The sequence below is a fragment of the Pandoraea sp. NE5 genome (genome assembly GCF_024363545.1).
Lineage (GTDB): Bacteria > Pseudomonadota > Gammaproteobacteria > Burkholderiales > Burkholderiaceae > Pandoraea > Pandoraea cepalis.
Genome location: NZ_AP025517.1, coordinates 3,292,829 through 3,304,511, shown reverse-complemented (window position 1 = coordinate 3,304,511; position 11,683 = coordinate 3,292,829). Strand labels below are relative to the sequence as shown.

The 11,683-nt window shown below is 63.0% G+C and carries 15 protein-coding genes; all 15 read right to left on the bottom strand.

The genetic code is table 11. The annotated features are described in order from the left end of the window. Positions 1 to 51 precede the first annotated feature (51 nt). Positions 52 to 540 carry a hypothetical protein gene (locus tag PanNE5_RS15100; protein ID WP_261938282.1) on the bottom strand — a complete coding sequence of 163 codons (489 nt, stop codon included), beginning with the start codon at positions 538 to 540 and terminating at the stop codon, positions 52 to 54. A gap of 172 nt (positions 541 to 712) precedes the next feature. Further along, positions 713 to 1,084: a hypothetical protein gene (locus PanNE5_RS15095; protein WP_261938281.1), complete on the bottom strand. Its 372-nt coding sequence runs from the start codon at positions 1,082 to 1,084 to the stop codon at positions 713 to 715. A 1-nt stretch (position 1,085) separates the two neighbouring features. Continuing rightward, positions 1,086 to 1,517: a hypothetical protein gene (locus PanNE5_RS15090; RefSeq protein WP_261938280.1), complete on the bottom strand. Its 432-nt coding sequence runs from the start codon at positions 1,515 to 1,517 to the stop codon at positions 1,086 to 1,088. 140 nt (positions 1,518 to 1,657) lie between these two features. Further along, the gene (locus tag PanNE5_RS15085; protein ID WP_261938279.1) at positions 1,658 to 3,199 is read right to left on the bottom strand and encodes a phage tail protein; all 1,542 of its coding nucleotides are present in this window, start codon (positions 3,197 to 3,199) and stop codon (positions 1,658 to 1,660) included. A gap of 62 nt (positions 3,200 to 3,261) precedes the next feature. Then, a complete protein-coding gene (locus PanNE5_RS15080; RefSeq protein ID WP_261938278.1) occupies positions 3,262 to 3,426 on the bottom strand; it encodes a hypothetical protein in 165 nt (54 codons plus the stop codon). 7 nt (positions 3,427 to 3,433) lie between these two features. Continuing rightward, positions 3,434 to 4,264 carry a hypothetical protein gene (locus PanNE5_RS15075; protein ID WP_261938277.1) on the bottom strand — a complete coding sequence of 277 codons (831 nt, stop codon included), beginning with the start codon at positions 4,262 to 4,264 and terminating at the stop codon, positions 3,434 to 3,436. Next, on the bottom strand, positions 4,264 to 4,935 hold the full coding sequence (locus tag PanNE5_RS15070) for a hypothetical protein (protein ID WP_261938276.1): 672 nt from the start codon (positions 4,933 to 4,935) through the stop codon (positions 4,264 to 4,266). The genes PanNE5_RS15075 and PanNE5_RS15070 overlap by 1 nt, the downstream gene beginning before the upstream one ends. Next, entirely contained in the window at positions 4,935 to 5,303 is a 369-nt protein-coding gene (locus tag PanNE5_RS15065) for a hypothetical protein (RefSeq protein ID WP_261938275.1), read from the bottom strand. Before PanNE5_RS15065 ends, PanNE5_RS15070 begins: the two co-directional genes overlap by 1 nt. A gap of 91 nt (positions 5,304 to 5,394) precedes the next feature. After that, positions 5,395 to 5,796, bottom strand: coding sequence for a hypothetical protein (locus PanNE5_RS15060; protein WP_261938274.1), 402 nt, complete (start codon positions 5,794 to 5,796; stop codon positions 5,395 to 5,397). Beyond that, positions 5,797 to 6,087 (bottom strand): hypothetical protein, encoded by a 291-nt coding sequence (locus PanNE5_RS15055; RefSeq protein ID WP_261938273.1) that lies wholly within the window; start codon positions 6,085 to 6,087, stop codon positions 5,797 to 5,799. A gap of 67 nt (positions 6,088 to 6,154) precedes the next feature. Next, on the bottom strand, positions 6,155 to 7,444 hold the full coding sequence (locus tag PanNE5_RS15050; protein WP_261938272.1) for a P22 phage major capsid protein family protein: 1,290 nt from the start codon (positions 7,442 to 7,444) through the stop codon (positions 6,155 to 6,157). Positions 7,445 to 7,508: 64 nt separating this feature from the next. After that, positions 7,509 to 8,282 (bottom strand): DUF6651 domain-containing protein, encoded by a 774-nt coding sequence (locus tag PanNE5_RS15045; RefSeq protein ID WP_261938271.1) that lies wholly within the window; start codon positions 8,280 to 8,282, stop codon positions 7,509 to 7,511. A 142-nt stretch (positions 8,283 to 8,424) separates the two neighbouring features. After that, positions 8,425 to 9,813 carry a DUF4055 domain-containing protein gene (locus PanNE5_RS15040; RefSeq protein ID WP_261938270.1) on the bottom strand — a complete coding sequence of 463 codons (1,389 nt, stop codon included), beginning with the start codon at positions 9,811 to 9,813 and terminating at the stop codon, positions 8,425 to 8,427. Positions 9,814 to 9,826: 13 nt separating this feature from the next. Further along, positions 9,827 to 11,113 (bottom strand): terminase large subunit, encoded by a 1,287-nt coding sequence (locus PanNE5_RS15035; RefSeq protein WP_261938269.1) that lies wholly within the window; start codon positions 11,111 to 11,113, stop codon positions 9,827 to 9,829. Next, positions 11,100 to 11,666 carry an HGGxSTG domain-containing protein gene (locus tag PanNE5_RS15030; protein WP_261938268.1) on the bottom strand — a complete coding sequence of 189 codons (567 nt, stop codon included), beginning with the start codon at positions 11,664 to 11,666 and terminating at the stop codon, positions 11,100 to 11,102. Before PanNE5_RS15030 ends, PanNE5_RS15035 begins: the two co-directional genes overlap by 14 nt. Positions 11,667 to 11,683 lie beyond the last annotated feature (17 nt).

Genomic DNA, 11,683 nt, shown 5'->3' with positions numbered 1-11,683 from the left:
GGCGCCAGTTCTGCTGGTCGTGGCCTTCTTCGTGCTCGCAAGCCTCGGCAATCAACCCTCGTAGGTCTTCGCCAGCACGCCCGCCATTACGTCGCCGCCCAGCAGCCCGCTCACAGCGGCGCCGGCGACAATTCGCTCGATTTGCTTTCTCGATTCAACGGCCGCAGGGCCAAGCACCGGCCGCGGCGGGATCTTATCCGTGCCGAGTTCCTGCCAGGCCATTCGCTCGTCGGGCGATCCGATGACGGCTTCCAGATGCGAAACCTGATGCTCGATTGAATCTCTCAGGCTGCCCGTGCGCAGCAGCGGGTCGTCGGGGGTGAACCCGCCCGCGACCCGGTCCGCCTTCGTCGACTCCGCAAGGGGCGTCCATGCAGGAAACGGCCCGACGTCAAGCTGATAGTTACCGAACTTGGCTTCAGCACGCTTTTCGATAACGACCGCGACCGTCTTCAGCCCTTGATGCAGACTGCGGTCGACGACGGTGGCCATCGCACCGAGATGGGCCGCGAACGACGCCAGATCACCGAATTCCTTCATCACGACCTCGGCTGCTCGAATTCCATCGTCCGAAAGTTGAAAACGTGCCCTTCCATCTCGCTGAAGATGATGGACCAGCCAGCGCGTGTGGCGTCGTCGACGCTAAACGCGACGTCGAAGGGCACGCCGTTCTTAACGAGCCAGAGTGCCTCGCGGATCGGCGTGGCCCTGACTATTTTTTTAGCGCTTCGCGGTCCGCCTCCGGATCCTGGCGCGCGAACTGTGCCTGTACGCCAAGCATGACGGCTTCGACGCCGGCATCATCCAAGCGTTGAATCAGCGCCTCCACCTCACCCTTCGTGCGCAATGGCGGCACCGCGTCGCCATTGATCGCACCGACGAATAGCAGCGGCATGACCATGCCCATGTAGGCCTCGTTCTTCGCCGAGTCCCCGAGAGCCTCGATGAGCCGATACTGCGCAAGGATTCCGGGCTTGCGAAGCAGCAGCGTGCGCCCCGTCGCGTCCTGCACCGAATGCTCGGCAACAGCTGCCCGCACGACCTCGTCGCTCGGGGTACCCGTATTCACAGTGAGCTTCGTCATATCAAGACACCTTTACGCGGCGCGACGCCACGAACGAGACCTTCTGTTTCACCGTGTCGTCGCCCGACCAGTCACCAGCATCGTCGTACTTCAGCAGCACCCCGAGGAAGCGATACTGCGACACAGCGCCCGACACCTCGGTAACGGTTTCCGTGATCGTGCCGCCCTGCTCGTCGACGCCCCCGTAGTAGTTGTCTTCGGCCTGGGCGAAGAAGTCGTCGAGTTCGGGGCCCTGGCGCTCGACGTCGAGCGTGCCGGACCAGCCGTCCGGGAAGCGCACGTGGCGCGTGATGCCATCCAGGCCTTTCACCTTCTTGTCGGTGATGTCCTGTTTGGCGGTAAATTTGGTGATCAGGCCGAAACTCAGCGGGCCGGTGGACGTGTTGATGTCCACCGACACGTCGCGGCCGACGTTGAAGCCATTCACAGGCATGGCATGCTCCGAAATGAAAGCGGCCCGCGCGCGGCGGGCCTTAAATGAGAAAACCAGGCGGGCGCCGGTTTAGTTGTCACCACCTCGGATCTGAAATCCACGTGGCTCAATTCGGCGAAGGGGCCGCGATCCTCGAACGATTACGCCGGCTGCGTGCTCTGGCGCGTTACGGTGACCGATTGGCCGCCTTCAAGGTTGACGATGAATTTCTCGACGACGCCCAGGTATCGGACCTTCACGTCGGCCTGCACGTACCCCAGCGCGATGCGATTCGGCGTGTTGTTCTTGCTGTCGCACTGCACCGAGTAGTCGTCGATCATCCCGATTTTGTCGCCGTCGCCCTTCATGCTTTCAAGCCACGAACTGATGGTCGATCCGGCTTGGCGCTTCAGAGGGTCGTTATCGCGAGTCGACTGCAACTTACCGACGAAAATGCCCATGGCGCTGTTCAGCGTGTAGGCAAGATAGTTCGTCATCCGCGTGTAGTTGTCGCCGTTGACGACCGGGTTGCTGCTCGCGTTGTGACCGATCCGCGCGCCGAACGAGTTGCCGGCCGGAATGGGATTGGTTATGACGTCGATACCGGCCTGCGCGAGCGCTTGTAGTTCAGGGCTCGAATAGACCTGGTTCTGCATCGACTTCTGCGTGCCGACGATGCCGTACACCGGCTTGTTCAGGCTCGACTGTTCGGGCGACAGGTTGGCAAGTCGCCCCGCGCTCAAGCCTTGCGGGGATACCAGACGCGTGACGTTGTTGGCCGTGTCCTGCCAGTAGATCCAGTCGCCGAAGAGTGGCTTGATCGCGTACGAGTCGATGCCAGCAGACGCTTTCGTCGACACAGCGTTCGAAATCGTGTCGCCGGCCGGGCCGACGGCGATCATGTAGATGCCCTCGGACAGGCCGAATGCGACTTGAGTGGTCCAACTGGTCGTGTCGTCGCAGTCTGCCAGCAGCGCCACGCTGGTAAACGTATTGCGAAGCGCGTACATACCCTTACGCGGCGTTGTATCCACACCGAGCAGCGTCGCGCTCGTGATCGTGGTGGCGCCATCAGTACCGCCCGCGAGGGTGGTCGATCCCGCCGTCGGTGCGGTCGCGCCGGTGCCCGCCGTTGCCACGATGAACTGCGAAGGCCCACGCAGGCCTGACTGCCCCGAATTGATGGCCGCCGCGATATTGGCCCACAGCACCGCACCGGTGCCCGAGATGTTGTCGAACACTTCCGGTACTTGGCCAGGCATCGCCACCACAGCCCGCCACGAGTTCGCTGCCGATCCAGTGCCCAGCGTCACAACGAGGCTGTTGCCCAACGTGCCGGTGTACTTGGCCGTGAACGTGATGTTTGTCGGGGACGTGCCAAGCGCCGCACTGGCGGCAACGTCCGTGCCATCGGTCACGCGTACGCAGCGGAAGTTGTTGGCGCCCTGCAGTACGGCGAGTGCAACCTGCGTGCCCATGTCGTATTTCCGGGCCATCACGGCGCCGAAATTCTGCGCGTAGCTCGCCATATCGCCGACAATGGTCGGCGAGTTAACCGGGCCCCACTGCGCCGTTCCAACGATGCCGAGGATGTTGGTCGGCAGGCCGTTAATCAGCGTGTTGCGCGGCGACAGGATCTGGACGTAGACGTCTGGGACGATCAGCGCGGTGGTATTCAGCGCGCCTTCTTGAGAAACCGGCATTTGTGCCTCCGGAAATGAAAAAACCGCCCGGAGGCGGTCTGTAAAGTCTGGTGATCGAGGTGTTACTTTCGGGTCTTCGGCTTGGCGCCGCTCGATTCGTCAGGTGCGGCGACCTTCACCACATACGCGGCCTGTTCCGAGTCGAGAATGGCCGCGACCTTTGCGGCGTCGGTGATCCGGTCGCCCTTCTGGTAGTCGCCGAAGGCGTGCAAAACAACGAGGTTCATGAGTGCCTCACGAAGTGGGAATGCCTAGCGCGTCGATTGCCCCGACGATGAACGCCTGCGGGGCGACGACGCCGAAGGCGCTGTCAATCTGGGTGGTGGAATAGTCGATGCCGTAGATCACGTCGCGGCGGTAAATGAGCTGCTTCTGCTGCGAGTCGTCCTGCCGACTGCTCTGGTAATGAAAGATCGCCTGCGAGCCGTCGGGCAGCGTCGCGCGCACGAGCGGCCCGAGCGCCTGATCGATTGCCATACCTAGCCGGTCGCGGACATCGAAGCAATTGCCCCAGGCAGTGATCTGAAAGCCCTTCCGCTGGCGGCGCAGCTCGCGAATGATCGTGCCAGCGGTGCCGACACGTCCCTCGATAAAGTGTGCGCCGGGCACGGTAAATCCGGTACCTGACGACGTTGCCGGTTGGTCTGCGCTGATCATCGTGGCGAGAGCGGTCGCGATCCCCGACAACGTGTCGGTCGCCTGCACGCCGTAGACATACGGCTTGCCGTCGACAACTGCCGCGACGTTCTGCGATGCCGTCACCGTGCCGCCCAGAGTCACGGTGACGTCGCTCACCGCGACGGTGACGGTCGGCGCCGCGACGGACTGAGCCTCCCACTCGCGAACGGTCGAGCGCAAAACGGTTTCGGTCGGCAGCGGGTAGACGGACACATACCCGATGTTGTTGGCGAAGTCTTCGCGCATCGCCTCGGGCTGCGGCCACCCGGCAAAGACCTTGACCGCGCACCCGGCGATGGGCGAGATCGGATTCGCCGTCCCGTTCGGGTACAGGTAGGCCGCGACCTGCGCAACAAGCAGGTTGCTGACGTCTGAAAGGTCGGCCATTACGCGTGAAGTTCCGTGGTTGTCAGGCGCCAGCCCATGTCCGTTAACTCAGCGCCCTGCACGACGTACCGTCGACCGAGGCTGCACGAGACGGTGTCGGACGCCTGAATGACGACCGACTGCGGTACCGACTTCGGCAGAAGGATGCGCCAGCCGATTTGCTGGGACGACGAAGGCAAGCCGCTGATGGACTTTTCGCGCTGCCCGAACAGCAGGATTGACGCTGGCCAGCCCGCGCCTGTCGCGTCCCCGATCAGGTAATTGTCACCGGCGGCACCCGGCTCGCCGCAGGGACCGCCGTAGCCGACCGCCCCCACACCCGCAGGTGTCGCCACGCGGGACACGCGCACCCTAACGTTGCACTCGACGCACTGAATGGGCAGGTGCAATTGCTGACTGGCGATGAAGAATGTCCCGCCCGGGCCGACGAGGTAGTCGCCGGTCTGGGTGAGCCTGCCGTCGAACAAACCGTACCAGACCGGGTTACCGTACCGATTCGGCTTGCCGTAGGTCATGTCTTCGGCGTTGAGCGCAGCAGGCAGAGTGCTCTGTTGCGCCGCCAGCGGGTTCGCCGCGGAAGCCGGCCGATACTGCGCATATGTCAGCCCCAGGCGCTTGGCGGCCTGAGCGTAGCCGGCGTAGATGCGGCTTTGAAGCGTCGTTGCGTCCATCAGAATTTCACCGTATCGACGCCGAGTGCAGCGAAATCGCTCCGCTTTGCCGTTATCTGGATTGCTCGCTTCGCGTCCGCGCCCGCCTCCAACGCGCCCCAGGCAAATTCCTGTCCAGCGCCGGCGGCAAACATCCGATCACGCATGCGCTGGTAAACCAGGCGGCCACCGAGCGACCAGATGCGATGACGGTCATCGATGACGAGCGCGCACGCGAGCTCGGGATCGACACCAAAGTCGGCGCAGTTCGGCTTGTCGCCACCGGTCTGAAGCCACGCCAGCACCGCATGCGCGAACTCACCACTTCCGCAGAAGGCCACGAGCGCGAGGCTCCCGTCGACACGGCGAATCTTGAACACCTTGCGCACTGCGCGGCGCGTTCCGCCACTCCACGAGCAGCGGTCAGCTGCCAGCGTCGAGCCATCCCAAGCAATAGTTGTCATGTTTGAGGCAGGTCCGTCAGGCACGGCCGAGCGAGATCGTCGAACCACCCGGCCCTAGCATCGGCCCCGGCGCAATGCCGATGAAGGCGCACATGCGCCGGCGCCATGTGTCGAACAGCGCCAGCCGATCGCGCACTTCGTTCGGATTGTGCTTCCAAACCGCAGCCTGCGCGGTGTCGAGGTTGTCGCTCGCCGCGGTAACAGCGGTCTCAAGCACGGCCAGATTGGTCAGATATGTCGTGACCAGGACCGTTTCTTCCTCGGGGCGCAGATGCGTCAGCCGGTGGTTGAGCGTCTGCCAGACGCCCGGCGAAACCCAGCCGTAGGCAAAATCTCGGGAATCGTCGGCGACGGTATCTGCCAGCAGCGGGTATCCGGCGTGCCGGCGGACGTCAGCAAGCTGCTGGGCCGTCAGCATTTACGCCTCCGTCCAACCGCCGGGACGGTAGTTGTCGACCTCGTCGGGGTGCACTTGTGCCGTGTGGGGCTCGGGATACATTTCGTGATCGCGAACCATCTGCACGAACTCGACCTCCCCTTCAGCGTCCTCGAGGGCAACTGTGCCTTGCGCTTTCGGCGCCAGCACGGCGGCCTGCTCGCCCGCGCTCAGCGCTGCAAACTGTTCTTCGGTCAATCCAGCGGCTTCGAGCGCGCTCGCCCGCTGGGCTTTGGCCTTGGCCGCTTTCTGTTCTTTCGTCAAACCCGCCATGGCGGTTTCTCCTGCGTTGCGCGGTCGGAGCGACGCCCCGACCGCTCGTTGGGAAAATGCGGGGCGATCAGCCCATCAGGATGGACGAGTGTTCGGGTTTGATGTTCTGCTTGCCCCACGCAATCGCGATTTCATAGCGAACGCGGCGGTATTGCTTGTACATCGAGACTTCGAACGTGAGACCTGTACGCGGATCGGTGATGAGCATGCGATCTTCTGCCATGTCGCCTTCTTCCGGCAGCGCCGGCGCACGCGTCGCGAGCACAATGGCGCTACGCGCGAACGCGGCGTTGCCTGTGTAGGCCGGCGACACAGTCACCGCCGCCCCCGTGTTCAGTGCCTGCATCAAGCCCGGCGCCGCGATCGTGAACGCGCCGCCCGACAATGCGCTGGCAACCACATACTTGCGGGCGTCGCCATTGAACGAGACCACATCACCTGCGAGCACCGTGCCGGTGCCAGTCTGGACCGGGATCGAGGTCGCACCCTTGGCCAGGGCGCCATTGGTCACGTAGCTCGCGCCAGTGCCCGGCGTGTGAATTGCTACGCCGGCCGACTCACGCACCATAAAGCCATGCAGCTCGAGCAGCGTGCCTTGCGCACGAAGTTCGGTCGTCCCGGCTTCGTTCGCCTTCGTCAACTGCGCGAGCGTTCGCAAGTTGGCGCCGGCGGTTGTATCAATCACGCACTGCAGGTCCGAAAGCGGCGCGCCGTTGTCCGCGAGGATCTTTCGGGCCTGGGCAGTATCGCCAAGAGTGGATGCGAAGGGCGTCGTGCCTGCCGTGCCAGAAGCGCGCGAAGTCATATAGACCAAACTTCCGAGATCCACTTCGATCTCGTTCACCAGCGTTCGGATCGCTTGAGCGACCTGGTTCTGGCGAATGTTTGCGTAGCCCGGGCCGTTGTTCACGCCCTTTTGCTCTTCGCCGTTCCAGCGGAACGGCACCATTCGTGACTTCGTGATGACGATTGGTACGTTACCGATCGACTGATCACCGTCGTCCGGCGGAAGTTGACCCGGGGTCACGTCTTCCGCCGCCGCAGCCGGCGTGACAAACGACCGGACCGTCTCGTTCAGTGCTGCACGGGCGACGGATGCATCGAGCGACACGGCCGGAATAAAGCCGGCCAGTTCGCGCGAAACCACGTCCAGCGCCTCGTACAAATCCGGCACCAGGCTGGTCAGCGTGTTAGCGCCAAGGATCACGCCGCCGCTGGCCGGCCGCAGCACCATGCCATGGAACCATTGCATGGCCTTCGAAGCGACCTTTGCCATGGTCGCCATCGGGTAGATCACGACTGCAATCGCGATCGTGACCAGCGCCGTGCGGCGCAGGGTGGAAAGGAAACGCTTCATGTGTATGAGCCTCTTCAAACGAAAACGGCCGCGCTCGGCGGCCTTCAGTTGGGATTCGGACTGATCAGTCCTTGATAGTCACGTTCGCGTCGCGCGCAGCTGCTGCCTTCTCGGCCGCCCCCATGCCCTCGAACTCAGAACGAGTGATCGTACGTTTGCCACTGCCGCCACCGTTGCCGCTGCCACTCGCACCACCGCCGCTTGCACCCGAACCCTTCAGGATGCTGTCCCGCTGGGGATGGGCGTCGATCAGGATCGAGAGCGCTTCTTCGAAATCGGCAGGTTCACCGTGGCGGGTGCGACTGAACAGCTGATTGCCGCTCGCGTCCTTCGCCACAATCTTCCCGTCCTCGATGGCGAAGTGCTTACCGAACGACGCCTGAACGAAGTCCGCCGGGATGGCAATCTTCTCGCCGATAAACTTCGAGCGCGCGAAAGCACCCCCGATCTTCTCGTCGAAAAGCGCCGTCTTCAGCGAATCTCGCTCTTTGACGACAGGTTCAAACTCGGCACGAACGGATGCGATCGCCTGGTCCTTCACCTTCTGGACTTCGCCGGCATCCACCAGCCTCTTGTCGTTCAGGTTCTTGACCGTTTCCAGCGCAGCGATGGCAGCAGCGGGATCACCGATGCCCTCAAACGCCTTCAGGGAGCCTTCCGCCTTCTCGGCTCGCTCGCGATGGCTTTTGGCCTCGCCGTTGAGCCGGGAAATGTTCCCGACGGTGGCGTCAGCGTCGAACGGCGCTTCGCCGCCGCCGGCGTTGACGAAGACCGGCAACTTCTGGCCGTTGACGTCCTGCGTGACGATGTTCCCTTCAGCGTCGTACTTGAATGGCATGGTGGCTTTCCTCGGGCATCCGCCCTCAATTCAGTGCGGCATCCGCCGCGTTGCGCCCGTCGGCGTCCGCCGGACAGGCAATGAAAAAAGGCCCCGGGCGCGATGCCTGGGGCCTTCGGTAAATCGTGCGACACGCGGCCGCTTAGTCTTGGATCACGGGTGCGCCGGGACGCTTGAGGTTCGCAGCGATGCGGCCCTTTTCAGATTCCCAGTCAAGTTCGGGGCTGATCACGCCGCGCCGCTGTCCTTCCCGGAACAGCGACTCGTCGGAAAACGTTCCGTCGATGTTCATGTCGCGCAGCAGCTCGAGCGAAGCCTGCGCGAGCGTCGCCGCACCGAACTCTTTGTAGATTGTGACGTGGCCGCCCTGCTGCTCATCGACCCATTCGGCCATCAGTTGAAGGGCCGCGTCGATTGCGTCTTCCTCGTCATGCGCGATGCGCTGCAAGGCACACATGCCCTGCTCGTTATCCGCGAGCGTCTGTACCTCGGTCACGTTACCGGGCTTGATCACCAGCAATTCGGCGCCGGCCTGGCGCATCCGGTCTTCGAGATCCAGCAGCGATAGGCGTCCGGCCTCTATGGCCTTCCCAGTATGCTCGACGAACTTCAGATCGGCGTCGGCCGAATCGGCCTTGATCGCCGTCGAGGCTCCGACGACGATCTGGGCGTCGCCGAGGTTCTTGGCGAAAAGAATGGGTACGCGCGCGACGTGCAGAATGGTCTGCTGATCGCTCTTCGACTGCCAGTGCTCGACGTTCGCATGCGCGAGTTCCATCAGCGGCGGAACGGCGGTCATGAAGCCCGTCCGCTTGCCATACACCACCACGAAAGGGATGCGCTTCAGAGTCGTGGTGCCTGTTGCGTGGACAGCCCACACCTTGTCACCGTGCTCGTCGACCTTTTCGGTCTCGCGCCAGACTTCCCACTTCCCGATGTACAGGACGCGAACCTGCTCGATCTGCTTCTCGCCGAATGTACCGTTCTCGACCGTCACCCGCTCAAGCAGTCGCAGTTGCGTCAGCACTTCGACGCCCTTGATGCGCACTGAGCGCCACCCGAGGATGTCGCCTTTTCGGATGTGCACGAAGTACGGCCGCAGCCCCGCTCGACGCTCGTCCGCGACCGTCTTCACACCCTTTTCCTTCGTGGGGTAATCAACCAGGATGCCGGCCATGCCCTCGGCGAGGACCGCGTCGGCGAGCGACGCGGCGTAGCTGTGCAGGTTGCGGCCCTGAAGGTCGATGTCCTCGCACCATTGCCTGATGCGCGAAGGGATGTCGTCGCCGAGCGTGATCGGGCGTGAAAACGGCTTTGCGGCCAGCACTTCGACCGTACGAGGGAACGCGGGGAAAAGCGTCGCGGTGCTCAGACGTGCGGCGTAAGCGCTGTCTGCCTCGTTCGGCCACTGCGGCAGATAGGCCTTCCCCGCAGCTCGCATTGCTCGGGTACCCCCCATCAGCGCCGCAATCAGGGCCAGATCCTCGGCCGCCTCAGCCACAGCGGCAGTCGGGGTTCGAACGTTGGACATGCTCAGATTCTCGTTATGCGGCCAGCGTGCTGACCGTTGCGGTGCGCTTCACGATGGGCCACTTCTTCACGAGGAAGTAGCCATTGGCGTCGTTGGGGTGGTCATGGCCGGTTTTCTTGTCCGGCTGTCCGTCTTCACCCCATACCTGTTGCTCGAGCGCCTCGGTGGTCACCGGGCACGCGTGGGTGTTGATCCGGAAGCGCCGTTCACCAGCCGCGTTCAGGATCATGGCGTTGTACGCATTCACGCGATCCTTGACGGCCGGATTGGCTGAATTCACCTCGACCTTGAAACCGGCTTGCTTGAGGATCGACAGATCCGACTCGCTCGCGTTCTTCGAGGATGTGTTGCCCCCTGACGCGTCCGGGTAGATAACAATGCCGTGCCCAAGATCATAGAAATCCTCTTTCAGTATCCTGGCCATCGTAGGTGTGTCGCGCACTTTGACCCGTTCGAGCAGGGTCAACGGCAGGCCATCGCGCACCACGTTGATCGTCGCCGTCATGTTCAGCACGTTGAAGTCCATGCCGATGTGCAGCGCTTCCTTCGGCGCAATCACCGCGTCCGTGTGGTTCTTCACCCGATCGAAGTCAGCGTAGATGCTGCCGCTGGCGAGGTTCACGAACTGGCCGCGCAGGTACGCAGCGATCAACTGAGCCGGGTACGACTCGAACAGCGACGGAATGTAGTCATCCGGCAGGTTCAGCTCGTTGTCATACGTGCTGGCCTGAATCAGGCCGTACATCTGAGCCAGAGCGGGCTTCTCGCGCACCGCCTTGACGAACTGCTGATAGACGAACTTGAAGCCTTCCGGCGTCGTCGTGACGTCAATGCCGTTCAGCAGCCCGGGCACGTTGTACCGCATCCGCGCGATGATCTTGCGCCAGGCCGTCTGGGCCTTCTTCAGCGGCATCACGTCCATCTCGTCGATCAGCGCGTGCCCGATCTTGAAACCGACGATCGTTTCCGGCTTTTCCATCGACCGGCAGATGACGGTGCCGCGATACTTGCGCCCCTCGTAGACGTGAACTTCGTGGTTCGTCTGGTTGATCTTGACCGCTAGGCCCATCACTGCCGCGACCTCTTCCATGGTCGGATAGAAGATGTCACGAATCTGGGGGTACGTCGGCGCGAAATAGCCCTGATTGATGCGCGGCCACTGCCAGAAGTGCTGGCAGATACTGGTGCAGCCCACCCACGTCTTGCCGGACCCAAACCCGGCCACGTAGGCCCGGAACTTGTGCGGCATCTGCAGGAACTCGGCCTGTGGAACGTTGAGTGTCGGGTTAGGCGTCGTCATTGGCGTCATCAGGGCGGCGCCGTGCGTCTTTCACCACGAAGGTGAACGAGCGCGATGCGGGCGGCTCAGGATTCTGCTCATCGCCGCGTTCCTTCAAGTCGAGGCGCTTCAGCTCTGCGTCGAGCGCCATGTTCTGCATTGCGGCCCGCCGCGCTTCCAGCGAGGCGACGCGCGCGGTCAGTCGATCGATGATCGACACGTAATCCCGCGCCTTCGTGTGCACCTCGGCTTTTGCGACCTGCGGACCGCCCCCTGTGCGCCGCACCGCCGATTCGACTTCCAGCTTGCCGCCGCGCTCGCATTCTTGAGCCAGCGCGCGAGCAAGCCGAATCTTGGTGAGGCGGATTTCGTCGTCGAGGCTGCCCAGCTCGATCGCGTCGAACAGGACCTGTTCCTCGTCGGTCAGGTGCTTGCTGTACAGCGAACCCGGTTTCACCGCGTTCTGGTTTGTCTCGGGCGTCTTCCCACCGTGCATCCGGCACCGCCCGTTGGCCATGGCCCCGTTCTTACAGGTCTCGCCCGAGCGGGTTTTCGCCCCGCACAGTCGAGCCATCGGGGCCTCCTATCGAC